17 protein-coding genes and 2 pseudogenes are annotated in these 16,266 nt (G+C 59.8%); 13 read left to right on the top strand and 6 right to left on the bottom strand.

All coding sequences use genetic code 11. The features are described from left to right. The first annotated feature begins 370 nt into the window (after positions 1-370). Positions 371-604, top strand: coding sequence for a hypothetical protein (locus tag IVB07_RS07870; protein WP_247767568.1), 234 nt, complete (start codon positions 371-373; stop codon positions 602-604). Between the two features lie 408 nt (positions 605-1,012). Then, positions 1,013-1,795, top strand: coding sequence for a hypothetical protein (locus IVB07_RS07865; protein WP_247767567.1), 783 nt, complete (start codon positions 1,013-1,015; stop codon positions 1,793-1,795). Between the two features lie 409 nt (positions 1,796-2,204). Here IVB07_RS07865 and ccoS read toward each other — a convergent pair. Together ccoS and IVB07_RS07855 are read right to left on the bottom strand one after the other, a co-directional pair. Beyond that, positions 2,205-2,312 (bottom strand): annotated as a pseudogene (ccoS, locus tag IVB07_RS40635) (cbb3-type cytochrome oxidase assembly protein CcoS); the annotation flags it as partial. 279 nt (positions 2,313-2,591) lie between these two features. After that, positions 2,592-3,266 carry a hypothetical protein gene (locus IVB07_RS07855; RefSeq protein WP_247767566.1) on the bottom strand — a complete coding sequence of 225 codons (675 nt, stop codon included), beginning with the start codon at positions 3,264-3,266 and terminating at the stop codon, positions 2,592-2,594. A 199-nt stretch (positions 3,267-3,465) separates the two neighbouring features. Here IVB07_RS07855 and IVB07_RS07850 point away from each other — a divergent pair. From IVB07_RS07850 to ftsZ, 3 genes and pseudogenes are all read left to right on the top strand, one after another. Continuing rightward, positions 3,466-3,602: pseudogene (locus IVB07_RS07850) on the top strand (DUF2235 domain-containing protein); the annotation flags it as partial. 123 nt (positions 3,603-3,725) lie between these two features. Beyond that, the gene (locus IVB07_RS07845) at positions 3,726-4,232 is read left to right on the top strand and encodes a hypothetical protein (RefSeq protein WP_247767565.1); all 507 of its coding nucleotides are present in this window, start codon (positions 3,726-3,728) and stop codon (positions 4,230-4,232) included. 52 nt (positions 4,233-4,284) lie between these two features. Continuing rightward, entirely contained in the window at positions 4,285-5,544 is a 1,260-nt protein-coding gene (gene ftsZ / locus IVB07_RS07840) for a cell division protein FtsZ (RefSeq protein WP_247767564.1), read from the top strand. Positions 5,545-5,666: 122 nt separating this feature from the next. Here the strand turns inward: ftsZ and IVB07_RS07835 are convergent, their stop codons facing one another. Next, positions 5,667-7,223, bottom strand: a complete 1,557-nt coding sequence (locus IVB07_RS07835; protein ID WP_247356678.1) for an ISL3 family transposase — start codon at positions 7,221-7,223, stop codon at positions 5,667-5,669. Between the two features lie 864 nt (positions 7,224-8,087). Between IVB07_RS07835 and IVB07_RS07830 the strand changes: the two genes are divergently transcribed. Beyond that, the gene (locus IVB07_RS07830) at positions 8,088-8,288 is read left to right on the top strand and encodes a hypothetical protein (RefSeq protein WP_247767563.1); all 201 of its coding nucleotides are present in this window, start codon (positions 8,088-8,090) and stop codon (positions 8,286-8,288) included. A 27-nt stretch (positions 8,289-8,315) separates the two neighbouring features. Here the strand turns inward: IVB07_RS07830 and IVB07_RS07825 are convergent, their stop codons facing one another. The 3 genes from IVB07_RS07825 to IVB07_RS07815 all read right to left on the bottom strand — a co-directional run bounded on the left by IVB07_RS07825 (position 8,316) and on the right by IVB07_RS07815 (position 9,973). Beyond that, positions 8,316-8,525 (bottom strand): hypothetical protein, encoded by a 210-nt coding sequence (locus IVB07_RS07825; RefSeq protein ID WP_247767562.1) that lies wholly within the window; start codon positions 8,523-8,525, stop codon positions 8,316-8,318. Positions 8,526-8,559: 34 nt separating this feature from the next. Then, a complete protein-coding gene (locus tag IVB07_RS07820) occupies positions 8,560-8,757 on the bottom strand; it encodes a hypothetical protein (protein ID WP_247767561.1) in 198 nt (65 codons plus the stop codon). A gap of 790 nt (positions 8,758-9,547) precedes the next feature. Further along, positions 9,548-9,973, bottom strand: a complete 426-nt coding sequence (locus tag IVB07_RS07815) for a cupin domain-containing protein (RefSeq protein WP_247767560.1) — start codon at positions 9,971-9,973, stop codon at positions 9,548-9,550. 718 nt (positions 9,974-10,691) lie between these two features. Between IVB07_RS07815 and IVB07_RS07810 the strand changes: the two genes are divergently transcribed. From IVB07_RS07810 to IVB07_RS07780, 7 genes are all read left to right on the top strand, one after another. After that, complete coding sequence (locus tag IVB07_RS07810; protein ID WP_247767559.1) at positions 10,692-10,865, top strand: hypothetical protein; 174 nt, start codon at positions 10,692-10,694, stop codon at positions 10,863-10,865. A gap of 14 nt (positions 10,866-10,879) precedes the next feature. After that, the gene (locus IVB07_RS07805) at positions 10,880-11,350 is read left to right on the top strand and encodes a hypothetical protein (RefSeq protein WP_247767558.1); all 471 of its coding nucleotides are present in this window, start codon (positions 10,880-10,882) and stop codon (positions 11,348-11,350) included. A gap of 111 nt (positions 11,351-11,461) precedes the next feature. After that, a complete protein-coding gene (locus tag IVB07_RS07800) occupies positions 11,462-11,872 on the top strand; it encodes an HNH endonuclease (protein ID WP_247767557.1) in 411 nt (136 codons plus the stop codon). Positions 11,873-11,957: 85 nt separating this feature from the next. Next, entirely contained in the window at positions 11,958-12,446 is a 489-nt protein-coding gene (locus IVB07_RS07795; protein ID WP_247767556.1) for a hypothetical protein, read from the top strand. Between the two features lie 64 nt (positions 12,447-12,510). Beyond that, entirely contained in the window at positions 12,511-12,792 is a 282-nt protein-coding gene (locus IVB07_RS07790) for a hypothetical protein (RefSeq protein WP_247767555.1), read from the top strand. Between the two features lie 563 nt (positions 12,793-13,355). Beyond that, positions 13,356-14,231, top strand: coding sequence for a tyrosine-type recombinase/integrase (locus IVB07_RS07785; RefSeq protein ID WP_247390111.1), 876 nt, complete (start codon positions 13,356-13,358; stop codon positions 14,229-14,231). A gap of 12 nt (positions 14,232-14,243) precedes the next feature. Further along, positions 14,244-15,443 (top strand): IS91 family transposase, encoded by a 1,200-nt coding sequence (locus IVB07_RS07780; protein WP_085357181.1) that lies wholly within the window; start codon positions 14,244-14,246, stop codon positions 15,441-15,443. Positions 15,444-16,266 lie beyond the last annotated feature (823 nt).

The raw sequence follows: 16,266 nt of genomic DNA, 5'->3' as shown, positions 1-16,266 counted from the left end.
CAGAAAGCTTTAACAGATAGGTTCTTCGCTTGCTGTACCTCCCGTACCCCCCTTTTTATATAGCTGGAATTGAAAGAAGATACCGTACGGTGGAGGTGCCTCGTGAACCACTTATGTAGTTGGGCGGGAACGAGGGGTACAGGAGGTGCAGTAAGAAGACGTAGTCGTGACCTGGGTTGAATCGCGAAGGGTGGCATCCTCAAGGCGAATGATTATTATGAGATTTGGCCGCGGGCCGGCGGGTGAAATTCAAAAGTAGAAATGCTTAGGAATGGGCGCGAAGCGCGGACGGAAGCCAGGAAGCCCCAAGACCGGAGGAAGGAGAGCCGGCACACCGAACAAGGTCACGCGCGAGCTGAAAGAGATAGCTATGCAGTTCGTCCCGCGGGCCATGGAAGAACTCGGCGCAATGGCAATGGCGGCTGAAAGTGAGGCCGTCAAGCTCGGAGCGATCAGAGAGATCTTTGACCGCGCGGTTGGAAAGGCGCCTCAGGCAATGGTGCATTCTGGCGCGATCGGATCCTATGATCTGACGAGGGCAACTGACGACGAGCTCAGCACACTTGTCACAATCTTGAGTCGGCTGGAAGCTAGCACTGTCTGAGATTGTGTACTCATTGTGCAGGGGCCCTCGGCGGCGAAGCATCGGAAATAAGTAATCTCCCAGCTTGCTTCTATAGCGAGAGCCAACCTCTACAGCATGCTGTGGCCATATCTAACGAACTGCCCTCCGGCGTGATCTCGCATGGAGCGCGCTGGCGAACGGTCAGGGTTCCTTCCGTAGTTCTCCGGCCGACAACATAGTTTCGCCTCCTCGGCTGCGTTAAAAGCGCCAGTATAGCTCTGAGGTGAGCTGGCAAAAAAGACAACGTGACGTGCAGCTGCATGCTCATCCCTGGGAAAACTTCGCAGGCTCAAAACCATCTGCGTCTCGTTGAAGGTTAACTCGCCGTAGCGCAGATGCGCGGATCGCCCTCCGGCAGGTGCTATTGCATTTCATATGGAGCGCCAAATGGCTTCCACGTTAGGCGACAAGCTCGCGGAAGAGCAGATCACGAAAAGCTTGGAGGAGCATTTTTCTAGCCTGGCGAGCTTGGCGCGCGAAAAGGGAGTCGGCCCTTTGGCCCGACCGACCAGGATGAAGACGTCACGCGCCCCGCCGGGCACGGGTCATCGAGTAGCCGGTTGGCGCTATTTGGCTTTCATCGGTTCTCTATTTGTAGCATCGATTACTGTCGTCGGGTGGCGATGGTCATCCTCCGTTGATTCGACAATGATGGTCGCCGCAGTACCGCCCCCTCCGGTACAAGCCGCGCCGAATGACGTCGCGCCGACTTCCGTTTCCGTGTCTTCCGAGATTGCGCAGCAGCTCCAACCGATGGCGCGCGATTTAGCCGCCTTGAAGCAAACGGTGGAACAGCTCGAAATGAGGCAAGAACAATTGGTCCGCCGCAATGAAAATCTCGCAGGCCAACTCAAGGCGAGCCAGGAAGAGATGGCGTGGAACCACAGTACCATCGACCAGATCAAGGCGGCCCAGATCCAGATGGCGCGCGAAAGCCAGACACTCACCGAGCAACTCAACGCGAGCCAGGAACAACTCGCCCACGTCATCGCAAACGCCTCAGCGCCAAAGGCGATGCCTGAGGTGAGCTCCGGAGAACCAAAGGTGATGCCCGAAATACCATTGCCTCGTCCGCGTCAGTCGGCCAATGTCGCCCAGACGCAGAAGCCGGCGCCGCCGCAAGCCAAAAAACCGCAACCGTCATTGGCATGGCCATGGTCAGTGCACTAATGCAGCACACATCCCCTACCTCCTACCCTCAGATGGCGACCTGTGTTTGGTCTGAGTGAGGTTTGCGAAGTGACAGGGTCGTGGCCATGCATGGTACAGCTAGACGACGAGATGATTACTTCCGATAACAGCTCTTCTCGGAAGTTATAGAGCTAATATCTCCCCTCTGAGCAGCAGAACAGGTTTTTCAGGTTGAGAAACAGGCCGACACGCTGCTCTGCGAAAGCTGGAACGAGCGGACGTGGAGCGATGGCGAGCCAATCGACCCGTCCCCCTATCGATCGGGCCATCAACAGCGGCTTACGTTCGCCTGCCTTTGCATTAGCGCCGTTCTATTACCGCCCATTACACGAATAGCCGCTTGGCACCAGAAGCGGCCAATCCATAAATCGTCAAGAACCTGCGCGACTCATTTAAGCGAACCTCTCCGACGGGCACTCCCCATCGACTCATCATCGGCGATAGCTCGCCATGCCGCGCCATCAAGATTGTCATACTGAAGGCTCTTCAGCGACCAAAAGGAACCCGTACAAGCCCGCGCTCGTTTGGCTGCCTCGCGCGTTGCCGCACCTCTCATGTCTTCCCAGCACGATCGCGACACAATGTAACCGAGGGTGGACAGTCCCGGCATCGCCTCGACCAGTAGCTCGATACGCTTTCCAATGAGTTCCAATTCCGTCCCGATGGTGACGCCTGTGATGTTGCCGCCCGGCCGCGCGATGCTGGCCACAAGCCCTAAGGCAACCTGGTCGTTGACTATTGTCACAAGCCGCAAGGACGACGCCGCCCGCCAGGTTCACGCTGCCGTGCTGCGCGGGCTCTCCGCTGTTTCCTTGTCCGTCTCCTTGTCGCGAGACAGCCATGCTGGAAAGCGAAGCAGGCGTTCGTTGCCGTCTTTCGGCAGCACGACGGGAGCTTCATTGGACGAACTCGGGAGGTCCAGCGCTACGTGGCCGACTCGCACCGCATCAGCGCGCTGATCCAGTTCGCGCAGCAGGGGATCGAGCACACTGTCGATTTCGGTCGCCACCGACACCAGGAAACTATTGAGCTCGCGAGCCTCGGGCACAACTGCAGCAGCCGACTCAATCGCCTTGGAGAGACCATCGACGACGGGTGCAAACGCGCCGGCAGCTTGCCTGATTCGGGATTTTATCGCTTCGATTTCGCCCAAAACGCGATCACGCTCCCGCCTGGTCTTCTCCTCCGAAAGGCGGGCTTCAATTTCGGCGATCTGGGCCGTCAGGGTCGTGGCTTCGGATGCGAGTGCATCGCGTCTTCCGCGCGCGCGATCAAGATCGCGGCTGAGATTGTCCACTAAATCGTCCTTTCCGAACATGGCTTTGCTCCGTAGGACAGCCGTTTTGGTCTGTAGGACGGCCTTGGCGCGAACCGCCAGCCGGTTGAGCGACCGAAAGGCTGGATCGGCCGAAACAGGCATCAACTTCGGTCGCGTCACATGGGCCGACATGGTGATCCCCCACCCGTCCACATTAGCCGACCGCATGGTTAACAAGTGGTTAATGTCAACAGATGATACACGGGGCACCATGCCGGCGACGCCGCCTTCGTCTCCTCGCTGCCATCCATTTCCGCTATAATCGCCGCGGTAGCATCACCCGGAGGCGCATCCCGAGCACGCACCGAAACCCGAGCCCAAATACCTCGTCATCTGCTGTGACGGCACCGGCACGAGAGCTCCGAAAACATCTCCAAGGTCCTCAAGCTCTATCTCTGCCAGCGCAAGACGGACAGGACGTCGTCGCGGCTGATGGTGTCTTGCGATCCCGGGGTCGGCACGGTGACGGCACTCGTAAACCGCGCCGCTCGCGCGTTAACCGTCCATTAACCAACGCGGCCTAGCCTGCGGTAATCGTCCAGCCATCATTAGCTTGAAATGCCTTCCCGGTTCGCTCCAGGAGAAGCGCCGATGTACGTTGAGTTGTTGACGTATGCCGATCTGGGTGCCCGCCTCCATATCTCCCGAGAGGCCGCGCGTTCGCTTGCGAGACGCCGCCGGTTGCCGCGCTCGCAGTCGGAGGACGGCAAGGCCCTGTTGAGCGTTGATGTCCCCGAGCTCCGGTGCACACCCCGCCCAAGACGCGGCCGCCGGGTAGACCCGATCGATGCCTTCCTGGCACAGATCGAAGCAGTTAAGATCGAGGCATTCAAGGCGGAGGTCGCGCGGCTCGCGGCCGTCGCAACCGCCTACAGGGCAGTGTTCGAGCGCGAGCGCGCCGATCGCCTCGCCGTCGAGCTGACGCAGGCGGCCGCCGAGACGACGGCCGCCAATGCGTGGGCGGCACTACTGGAAGACGAAGTGGCGGTTCTGCGGAACGGTCGCCACGCCGGCGGCGCGATCGCGGGACAAGCCGCGCGTCGATTGGGACATCTGGCCGCTGCGATCGTGGAAGCAGACCGCGCGACTCGCAGGTAGCACTCGATCCTCATCTCCATCCCCGGCTTGCCGGAGCAATCACGAGGGAAGAATGACTGGCACCACCGATATCCACGAAATGAAGGCCCGCATCGTCGTGTTTGGGGTCGGCGGCGCCGGCGGCAATGCGGTCAACAACATGATCACTGCCGGGCTGCAAGGGGTCGAGTTCGTGGTCGCCAATACCGACGCGCAGGCGCTGGCCATGTCGAAGGCGAGGCGCCTCATCCAGCTCGGCACAAAGGTGACCGCAGGCCTCGGCGCCGGCTCGCAGCCGGAATTGGGACGCGCCGCAGCCGAAGAGGCGGTCGATACGATCCGCGATCAATTGACTGGCGCACACATGGTGTTCGTGACGGCCGGCATGGGCGGCGGCACCGGCACCGGGGCTGCCCCCATCGTCGCTAGGATCGCGCGCGAGCTCGGCATTCTCACGATCGGCGTGGTCACCAAGCCATTCTACTTCGAGGGCCAGCGCCGCATGCGCTTTGCCGAAGCCGGCATCGAGGAGTTGCTGAAGACGGTCGACACCCTGCTGATCATCCCGAACCAGAATCTGTTCCGGGTGGCCAGCGAGAAGACCACGTTCGCCGATGCCTTTGCCCTTGCCGACCAGGTGCTTTATTCCGGCGTAGCCTGCATCAGCGACCTCATCGTCAAGGAAGGCCTGATTAATCTCGATTTTGCCGACGTCCTCTCCGTCATGAAGGAGAAGGGCAAGGCCATGATGGGACGGGGCGAGGCCTCCGGCGAGAAGCGCGTGCTTGCCGCTGCTGTGGCCGCGATTTCCAATCCATTGATCGAGAATCCCTCGATCAAGCGCGCCAGTGGCCTCATCATCTCTATCACCGGCGGCAAGGATCTCATGCTGTACGAAGTCGACGAAGCTGCGACCCGCATTCGCGACGAGGCCGACCCGGACGCCAACATTATCGTCGGCGCGTCGTTTGACGATAGCCTCGACGGTATCGTCCGCGTCTCGGTGGTGGCCACCGGAATCGATAATCTCGACCCGGCGTCTCAGGCGCAACCGGTGGAAACCGCCATCGCCCAGCTCGCGGGCAGGCTGCGCAACGACGGCCGCCGCATCGCCGATCGCATCGAGCGCAGTGCACCCCTTCCGCAAGTGGAAAGCCCGCCGCTCCGCTCCGAAGCGCGACAGCCCGTGGGGCAACCGGCAAGGGCGGCTCCGGAATATGCGCGCCACGCGGCCGACCGGCCGCTCGATCCTTACGGCCGCACCGCTGCGCGCAATGCGCCCGATGAGGCTATTCTCGATATCCCGGCCTTCCTGCGCCGCGCCGCCAACTGAACGGTCGCAGGAGGGGAGTTACGGTCGTCATCCCGAGGAGCGACGAAGTCGCGAGCCCGGGATCCATTGTGAACAAGCGTTCAAGATTGGCTCTGACGCATATTCGATGATCGTGATTGTTTTTATGGCGCGCCAATCAGCCTAGCCTGAAGGAGATCGAGCTTAGCGCGCCCGTACATTTGCCGTTTGACCAGCTTGAGCTTGGTGATCTGAGCTTCCACTTGGCCATTGGACCATGGTTGCGTGATAGCCGCGTGCACCGCGCCCTTATCGTTGGCAATGCCATTCGCGAACGAGGCAATGAGGCTCCGCTTGGAGTCATCAATCCAAGGTTCGAGCTCCATCTCGGCCTTCTTTCGGATCATCGCGTGGAAGCGGCCAACGAGAGCTTGGGCATCGGCCAGCATAGGAACGTTTTGTTCGATGACCGCAAGCGTGACGGTCTCGGCTTTGGTTAGGTGGTCGCGCTTCGTCGTCATCAGCTGCGCTATCGTCCTGGCGGCGGGGACCTTCTGCAATTGTTGATGGCTGATGGTCTCGGCACGTCGCCGTCGCGTCGCCCATTCCGCCACGACGCGCAGCGATCCCTTGAAGCCTTGTCCCTTCAAGCGGCGCCAGAGCTCGGCACCGTTGCGACAGCCGCCTGACCACTGCGCGTCCAGGAACGGCAGATGCCCGTCCAGGGTGCTTTGACGGGTGCGGAACATATCCGTACCGCCGCCGCGGCTAATTTGGCGAACCAGATTGCGACTATGTCCTGTGCGGCGGACGATCTCCTTGAGCGACACACCGTCGCTGACGAGAGCCGTAATTACGGCATGGCTGTCCTGCCGCCGCAAATAGCCCTGATAGCGCAGCTTTTCCGCACAGGTCAGCAATTCCGGGTTGATCGTCGTCGCTCCAATTGCGGTTCGGATTCTGTTCATGGAGCGGCGCACCGCATCAAGGAAGGCCGCGCTCGCATTTTCCATCAGATGCCAGCGGTCGGCGACTTGGATGGCGTTCGGCAGCGCCTTGGCTGCTGCCTCGCCGTATCCACCACCGCGATCTCGCGACACAATGTTGATCGCTGGGTGCTTCGATAGCCACGCCCGAACGGTCGCCGTTTCCCGGTCGGGCAGCAGGGTAACGATCCGCCGGCGCTCCAAATCGCACACGATCGTCCCGTATCGATGATTTCTCCGGAACGCCCAGTCATCGATGCCCACAACAAGCAATGGATCTGTCGGCATCGCCGTCCGCCGGCGGACCACCCGCAGCAAGGTATCGTTGCTGACGGGCAGCATGAGCCGCTTGGCGAAGCTTGCCGCCGGCCGGCCGCCGAGCGCCAACCCCAAGTGATGGACGATGTATTCCAGCCGTGCCGTCCGGCGCCGTCGAAGCGGGACGATGTCTTCTCCAAACCGCTCCGCGAAGATCCGCCGGCGGCAATGCGGCACCTCACATGTGAAGCGCCGCGTGAGCAATCGGAGGCGCACCCTTCTGCCCGCTGACGGCAAATCAGCCACGTGCCGGATGTATCGGCTATGGATTCGGCGCGACGCTGTCGCGCACAAAGGGCATTGGGCCTCCGCAGCCTCTGACCGAACAGCCAGAATAACCGAATCCATTGAGTCACTTACACCATCAAACACCAAACCACTCGGTACTAGCGATGAGATTTGAAAGCCCGTCCGCATGGCGCTGATTCTCCGTTTGAGAACCACAGTCGCCCGGCAAACTTCATCGGAAATGAGTCAGACCCCAAGATTAACCCCTTCGCCGCTTGCTGGATCAATGCTTTAGCTCGCCGATCGGCGTCGGGACGCCACGCCGATTTACACGCTGGGCCAACTTCCGGGCTTTCTACCGCGATGTTCATCCGAAACCGTCATGGCGGCACCTGCTCGTGCGCGCCGATCCGACTGGCGAGTTTTCGCCGGACAATTACCTCTGGCAGGTTGGAAGACGGTATCGGCGGCGATCGACCGCTCGATGATCGAGGACAGGGTGTTACTGCTCGCTTCCTCAAGTCGTTGTTGCAAGCGCGGCCGAGCTGCGGCGTCATCGCGGCGTGGTGATGCGGCCGCGGGAGGCGGCCTGAGGAGCGTTCCGCTGGACGACACCCGTAGTTTTCCGGATCAGGTGAAGGTCGGGAAGCGAACAGACCCGCGCCCCCAGTGTCAGCAAGACTGACCGGGTTTCATACCGTGATGATATTGGCTGGCGCTCAGGCCCGTGGTCGTTTTAGGGTTGCGACTGCCGGGCCTGATTTGCTCCTGATCTGGATCACCCGGCCGCTCCGCGCACTACTGCACAATGCCACGATATAAACCGCAACATGCTCCTGAGGCACCTTGCTATGGCCGAGCGACATGTCGCTCTCGCGTGGAGAAGCACCTATTGAAGCAAGAGACTTTGATTGCCGAACTGGACCGCGGAAGCAAAGTCACGGGCGTTGCAGATTTACCACCCGCATAAGCATTCAAGATACTAAGCTCATCAATCGAGACGGGCTGAACATACTTTCATAGCGTACTTCATACGAATAGCAGGGACGGAAAGTGTTTGATGTCTATCGCAATGATAAGCGCGACTTTCTCGTTCTAAGCACAGGCACGGCGATACCCGTAGTTTGCTCTCAGAATAAGTGGCGCAAGAGCAGAAAACGAGTTCTCAAAGTCAGCGACGAGATCAAGGCAGCCGTTCAGGGACAAGGCTATTACATTCGCAGTTTGCGGGTCACTAAGGAGCGGATGATATAGGTCGAGCGCGAAAAGGTCTTTGGGTGGTTAGGTCTTCGCATCATCCAGCTGCGCCAGCCCAGCCTCGATCACGATGATATCTTCCTCGATCTGCTGAATGGTTGTCCGGCAGTCAAAGCCGGTGCGTGCCTTCAAGTCCACGGCCAGCTTCCGGCGCTGTATGCGCAAATCGTCGAGAGCTATCCTGTCGTTGAGGCTAACGTAAGCATCCACAATAAGCTCGATTGCGCTTGGCATCCCCGATCCTAGTCTCAATGAACACCCGCAACGATTAGCCCGCGACACTCTTCACCACGGCATCCCTTCGCAGATTGTGGCCGGCAGCCGTCAAATGGGACCCTATGACTAGGCCGAGCCGGCTTAACGTCAGGAAGGCAAGAGGGTCGCAGAGTTCGATGGAAAGTCCGGCTCCCAATATCGCAATGGTGCGCTGTTCAGCGGTATCGAGATCAGCCCATGAGATGTCCATCACGCGCCTCCGCGCTAAAGGAATTATCTAAAACCCGAACGCGTGCCTGATTTGCCGCAGCATATCCGTGGCCGCGTCGGTGTACCGACCGTTGGTTAGATATCGATCCAGCTGCGCCGTGCTAATCAGCGCCACAATTGCCACCGTGAAGCCCTTAAACATTGGGCCTCTCCTTCAAGAGACCGCCAAGCGGGCGTGTCGAAGTATTGAACCGTTCTCTCGGAATGCGCTGCTGTATGTGACGACCTAATACAGCAAATGGTGACAGTGACTAGTAACCAGTTCCTTAACGGCGCGACGCGATGTCTGGATGGGAGCACCATGGAAAGAGGCGAAGGCGTTGCGACGGCCTTTGCCAGATGATGCGCTCAACTCGTGATCGTGGCGATGAAGGAAAAGATCGAGCGATAGCACGAGGGATCGTCGGCGCAAGGACGTTCGACCGTTTGTTCGCAGGCGCGCGGTTCGATGAAGTATGGGGACATCCTGTTCGTCTACACCAAGGACGAGGACACGGCCGCGAAGATCGAAGATGAATTTGCGCTGCACATATCATCATTGCCTCAAAGATATTGGAGCGCGAGACGACATCGTGATGGTATTGCCGAGACAGCTCGTCAGTTGAGCTTACGAGTGAGACCGGGGGAGCGGCCGTGGCGTGCCGAGTCCGATCTTCTGCGGACAGCCGACACGGCGTTCGGCTGGTACATTGTTCGGCTCAGGGCCAACAAGCGACATTCAGAAATAACGCAGTTCGCGAGCAGAGCGCGAATGCAGCCAGCCCACCTAATCAAAATGGCGCAGGTATCAGGCCGTGACGTTTCATGATTTCGCCCATCCGGGCAGGATCAGGAGGCGCAGGGCCGCCGATCGCTACAGCCATTTCCCGGAAGAATTCCGGCCCGAGAACGCCTGGCGTGAGAACGCAAAGCATTTTCGCACTCGCCTGCGTCTCGTTGACGAACCCGTGGACAACACCGCGCGGGATGAAGAGATCGTCTCCGGGCTTGATCTCGATGCGCTTGCCGGCGACCGTCCAGGTGATGACGCCCTCAAGACCATAGATCGTTTCTTCCCAGTCACGGTGATGGTGCGGGACCGGCATGCGGGAGTTGGGCGGGATCACCACCTCAAACATATCAAGCGCCCCGCTGGTATCATACTTGGTGCGCAGAAACCGCAATTGCATTTCGCCAACCTTGATAAGTTCAGCCATTGTCGTGCCTTCCGTGACGCCATAGAAAAGATCGCGGGACGGCTCGGCTCATCCGCACCGAAACATCAGCAGGAAAGCCTATGGCCGGAGCTTGGGCATGTCTATTGGGCAATGATGTCTGACATGGATCATAAACGGCGGTCCGTTTCGCATACGGCAGGTCCCATCTACCTTGATAGCGGACCGACCTACGCCCGCGATGCCAACTAAACCGTGCGCCGATCCGGTCCCTAATAGAGCTCGCGGAATGTATCAGGACGCCGCGCACGCCATCTCGCGAAGCGCCACAGCCGCCGCACCGCTAGCCCCCTGGGCGAGCTGAGACCACCCGTAAATTTCCCAAGTGTCGGCAACCAGGCTGACTGATAGGCAGGGCGGCAGGTAAGCGCCGCACCATGAAAACACAAAAGCCAAAGCAATGGGCTGAACGCGAGGTCCAGCGATTGGTCAAGCTCGCCCGGCAGGGCGTTGGCACGACGAAGATAGCCGCCGAACTGGGCCGCCACGCCGGATCGGTGAGGCGAATGGCGCGAACAATGAGAATACTGTTGAAGAAGTGACCGTTGGATTGCCGTCGCTGCCTCTTTCTGAGTCGAGGTTACCCCGACTAACATCGCAGTGCAGCACGCGTCCGTAATTCTACGGCCGTTGCGCATCCGTTATCTTTGGCATCTACTTCAGATTGATTTTATGACGATCCATTTCCCAACGAGGACGCATGAGCGTCAAAGCCTTGATGGCGGCCATTCTCCGAGACCAGATGGCCGTTCGCGGCGTGAACTCGCTATCGCCAGCCGACTACGATGAAATCGTAGAACTGCTGATGGAGCAGATCAGAGAGCTGGAGCTTAGCTTGGCTGCGCGAGAAGTTGCCGACAAGCACGAACGATAATTGGGAGGGGCACCTTGCCCGCATATTCGTCAAAAGCCCTGCCATACTTGGACGCGATTGCAGAAGGTGTCTTTTCCTCAGAGACGATCAGAGATTGGCTGATCACCGGCACGCCAGCCGAAGCTCAGTATCTTGGCGCCGATATTCTCATCGATGAACAACGTAAAAGGCGTTGGCAGAGGAGCCAAATGAAGCAGCCTTTTTGGGCGAATTATTGGTGTGGAAGGGACGCCCATTGCACTTGCAGGATCGAAGGTAGCAAAGGCTTCGAGTCTGACGCGATCTTCTTCCTACGCTCTCGGTCTGACAGGGTCTTGGCCGTGCATGTCGAATTCAAACATGCGTACGAAACATTTGGATTTGGGCAGCCTGAGGCTTATCCATTGAGAGCCGAGTGCTTCTCAAAAACGTATTCCACGCGACCTACTGTCAATCCGCATCATGATTGGATCACCGTCCTCTTCTGTGGTGAAGATACCCTTTAAAACGAACGGATCGGCAATTTCCAACGGGTCATCACACACGATGAAGCCGCGGCTGCAATACCAAGGTATCCTGTACGGCACATAGCTTAGCTTTTCCTGAGGGAGCTACGTATGATCAAGAGAATGCGGAACCAAAACGAAGCGAGGCAAATTGCGAAAACCGTCTATCCTTATCCGGGCTGCTGCTTGTGCGGCCAGACCATCGGTCAGGAGCTTGCCCATCTCGATCACGAGGCTTCAAACAACGATCCAGAAAACCTCGCGTGGCTGTGCAATCACCATCACTGGATGTACGACGTTGGTCTGTTTTCGCTTGCCGCGTTGAAGGTACAACGCGCTCACTGGCAAGAGATGAAGGGTAAGCGAACTAACGCTTTCATGAAAGACGCTGGCAAAAAGGCCGCTGTCACACGAGCAGCAAACGCCGCAGCAAAGTTGCGCAGCGAGGTCGCGCGCAAAGCTGTTGCGACACGTAGAGCCAATGCCTTGAAGGCTGGAAATGTGCAGCCCCACAAATCTTAGCCGCGCGCGGCTCGTCAAAGCCGTCGCAGCACTGCGCTGCGCGGATCACAATCAAACGCCCACGCTTTCGGGATGCGGCTAAAAAATGATGGACGTTGAGTTTATCCGGGCGAGCTATCGGCCAGACCGAATTACCACGCTGTTCGTCGGTGAGAGCGCACCAGCCAGCGGCGATTTTTTCTATTTTGGCAACAATGCCATGCTACGGCACGTGCAGCGCGCCACAGAGGCAGCGCTCGGCCCGGCCGAGGGGGAGTTTTTAGATCGGTTCAAGGCATACGGCTGGTTCCTCGATGACCTCGTACTCACGCCCGTGGACAAATTGCCTGCTTCCGAACGCAAGGCGACATGCCTCGCTGCCATGGACGGCCTAAGAGATCGAATTGCGGCGTATCAGCCTCTCACGATTGTATCTATGCTCATCAGTATCAAGAGCATTGTTGAGGCGGCTGCAAAGGCGGCTGGGAGCAACGCCGCACGATACGTCGTGCCATTTCCCGGCATGGGACAGCAAACACGCTTTCACAACAGAATGCTCGAAATAATTCCTTTACTCGCACGGAATGGGACATAGCGCACATCGAGCCTCGACAGACATGCAAGCCTCTGTTGCACATTGCCTCCGAGAGCAACACGCAGTGCACGCCGAACACCGCATGACAGGGGAGCGGTGGTGGCCCTTGCTGGGGCAATGGAGAGAAGGCGATGAGCAGCATGTTCCTCGTGGTTTACACGTCCGCGCACTGATCGCGGCGGTCAACTATCCCCTACCCGAGAAGATTTGTGAGCAGGTCCGGGATGAGTGGGCCAAGCTGTATGACGATTACACGTTCGCGTGCGAGGAGCACGCGGTGCGCCCCAAGGTGCAGGTCAGCATCTCCGAGCGTAAGCGCTTAGCGAGCGACTGTCAGACTTTGTAGGGGGCATGAAGAACTGCCGCCAGTTGCCCAACGGGGATGTCGAGATGCACACTCCCTGGTTGCCCAGTGGGAAGAGGGAGTTCACGACCATCAAGTTCAAGGACCGACTGAAGGATCAGCCCTAGATAGCCTGAACGAGCGAACGTGGCGAGCTTGGGGCCTGCAACATGGGTCTTGAGGAGCTGGTGTAAACGCCGCGACCGGCCCTATCAGGCCGCTCGGAGCAAGTACTGGGTCAAGGTGAAGAACCGCACTCACCCGGCAATGGAGCTGTGAGCAGAAAGGCAGGTCCGATCTGAAACTAACAGCGGACCTCAACGTCCAATTGGACCACTTCGCCTTGGGGCCATTCGCGTCGGCTTGCCCGTGAGGCCATGACTTCCGTTCAAGGCGGATGAGCGGACGTGGTCAGACCGGGCTAGCACGTCTCGAACGGGCCACAGGACTAAACCGCTCGCGCGGTAGGCACGACGGCCGGCAGCGCGGCTGAGAGGATAGCGCAACGAGGCGTCCTGTCTTGAGATGAGGGGTTCGCAACCTTCACCCAAGACAGGAGCATCCCCATGACCGACGAGGCCACGAGCCCGTTGCGGCGGCGCATGATCGAAGACATGACGATCCGCAAGTTCGCGCCGAAGACCCAACATGACTATGTGCAGAGGGTCAAGAACTTCGCGGTATTCCTCGGGCGATCGCCGGAAACGGCGAGTTTTGAGGACGTGCGGCGCTACCAGCTGCATCTGGCATCGAACGGCGTTGGCGTGCCGACTATCAACCAGACCGTCTCGACGCTGCGGTTCTTCTTCAAGGTTACGCTCAAGCGCAACGAGATCGTCGAGCACACCCACGTCATTCACGAGCCGCGCAAGCTGCCGGTGGTGCTGAGCCCGGAAGAAGTGGCGCGCCTGCTCGATGCGGCACCGGGGCTCAAGTACAAGGCGGCGCTCAGCGTAGCCTATGGCGCCGGCCTGCGGGCCAACGAGGTCGTCTCGCTCAAGATCTCCGACATCGACAGCAAGCGGATGATCATCCGGGTCGAACAGGGCAAGGGCGGCAAGGACCGTAACGTCATGCTCTCCCCACACCTGCTCGATCTGCTGCGCGCCTGGTGGAAGGCGGCACGGCCACAGGGCTGGCTCTTCCCTGGCCGCGATCCGGCCCAGCCGATGACCACGCGCCAGCTCAACCGCGCCTGCCACGCCGCTGCCCAGATGGCGGAGATCAACAAGCGGGTCTCGCTGCACACCTTGCGGCACAGCTTCGCCACTCATCTCTTGGAGCAGAACATCGACGTGCGCGTGATCCAGGTTCTGCTCGGTCACGCCAAGCTCGATACGACCGCGCTCTATACCCGCGTCGCCACCAAGACGATCAGCGAGGTCATGAGCCCGTTGGAGCACATCGCGATCAAGCTGAAGGAGGCCCGGCCGCCCGGCTGACGCGAGGCCGGCGTGTCTCGTCCGGCTCTGGAGGTTGCGGATATCTTCCGCGACCGTGGCCCGGCATGGCGGCAGGCCCATGCCGGCCGTGTCAGCCTCGACCAGTTGAAGGTGATGTCGGCGATCGAGAGCTGCCGCACGGCGGCGCTCGGCGGCCATGTCGCGCGCTGCGAGGACTGCGCCTACACGTCCATCGCCTACAACTCCTGCCGCAACCGGCACTGCCCGAAGTGCCAGGGCGCCGCGGCGAAGCAGTGGCTCGCCGATCGCCAAGCCGAGCTGCTGCCGGTGCCATATTATCACGTCGTGTTCACGCTGCCGGCCCGGATCGCCGACATCGCCTACCAGAACAGGGCCATCATCTACGATCTCCTGTTCAAGCTCTCGGCCGAGACGATGCTGACGATCGCCGCAGATCCGAAGCATCTCGGCGCCAGGATCGGTATCACGTCCGTGCTGCACACCTGGGGCTCGGCCATGACCCACCACCCGCATGTGCATATGATCGTGCCAGGCGGCGGCATCTCGCCCGACGGACAGCGCTGGGTGTCCTGCCGGCCGGGGTTCTTCCTGCCGGTGCGCGTGCTCTCACGCCTGTTTCGGCGGCTGTTCCTAGGTCGCCTCGCCGCCCTCCACCAGGCCGGGCGCCTGAGCTTCTTCGGCAACGACGCTCATCTCGCTGCAGCGCAGTCATTCGCCGCATTGCTTGCAGCGTCGCGCAAGACGGAATGGGTCGTCTATGCCAAGCGTCCGTTCGGCGGACCACAAGCCGTGCTGGCCTATCTGTCGCGCTATACTCACCGCGTCGCCATCGCCAACAGCCGCCTGATCGCCCTCGACCAGCACGATGTCACCTTCAGATGGAAGGATTATCGGGTCGAAGGCCGCGACCGGCAAAAGCGGATGACGCTCGCCACAGACGAGTTCATCCGCCGCTTCCTCATCCACGTGCTGCCAAAAGGCCTTCACCGCATCCGCCATTACGGCCTGCTCGCACGGGGCGTCTGCGCCGACAATGTCGCACGCGCGCGCGAACTGCTCGCCGTCAGCGATCGTGAGGATGAACCGACCGAGACCATCGTCGACAGCGGCAAGCCACCGTGTCCATGCTGCGGCGGCCGCATGATCGTCATCGAGGTTTTTGAGCGAGGTGCAATGCCGCACCGTCAATCGACCGCGCCAATCAGCGCCATCAGGATCGACACCTCATGACCGCGCATCGGCCATTCCGCAAAGCTGTTCGTCATGCCCGCCGCTCATCGACCGGCCACGGCGCAGCGCACCCGAACGCTCATCGGTCGTCGCCCATCCGTCGATCATTGATCGCGTTCGACAACGTCCACCGCCCATTCCATGATAGCGACAGCGTCGTGCCGCGCGCTGCACCGGTTCGAACTCCATCACCAAACTCGCCTGCAGCGCTCAAATCCCCATAGAGCCTGCCGCATCAGTCCTGCCCACCATGCGCGGTTTCCTCCCTTGGAGGCTTTCGGACGCCGGCCGCCCGAATGTGCCGCGCCGTCAATCATGCGGCCGGCATCCGAAACCCTTCACACAAGCGGTCCTCGACGGGCTGCGCGAGGCAAGTCAGCTAGGGCGCCAGAGGACTAAACCGCTCGCGCGGTAGAACGCCGCGGCTGGCGACACGGCGAAGCAATAGGCGACAGCTCATCGTGACGAGCGGGGCAATTAGCCCGTAGCTGACGATGATTCGATGATTGAGGACGTGCTGATCTGGAAGGCGTGGCGGAGCACCAACCATTGCACAAGAGCCAACTCGAACCCTCGATCGCGATTGTGTGCAACGTCGCGCTAGTTGGACGAGTCGGAATCTCGACGTAAGCAGAGTTACAAATGCGGTGATGCTCTTGACGAGCAGATCGAAACAGTTTCGGCTCTGATAGCTCTGGGGGCTTTCCAGCCACCAGAGATCGGTTAGCCTCATGGCCTTCGAATATCGAGGAGCTCACGTTTAGATTGTGTGGTGTGGTATTTTTGCTATAGCCAAGCCATTGAAAGTACAGGTGCCGCCAAA

This window comes from Bradyrhizobium sp. 172 (assembly GCF_023101065.1).
Taxonomy (GTDB): Bacteria; Pseudomonadota; Alphaproteobacteria; order Rhizobiales; family Xanthobacteraceae; genus Bradyrhizobium; species Bradyrhizobium canariense_D.
The sequence above is the reverse complement of the archived record's forward strand: the minus strand, read 5'-3'. Positions and strand labels throughout refer to the sequence as shown.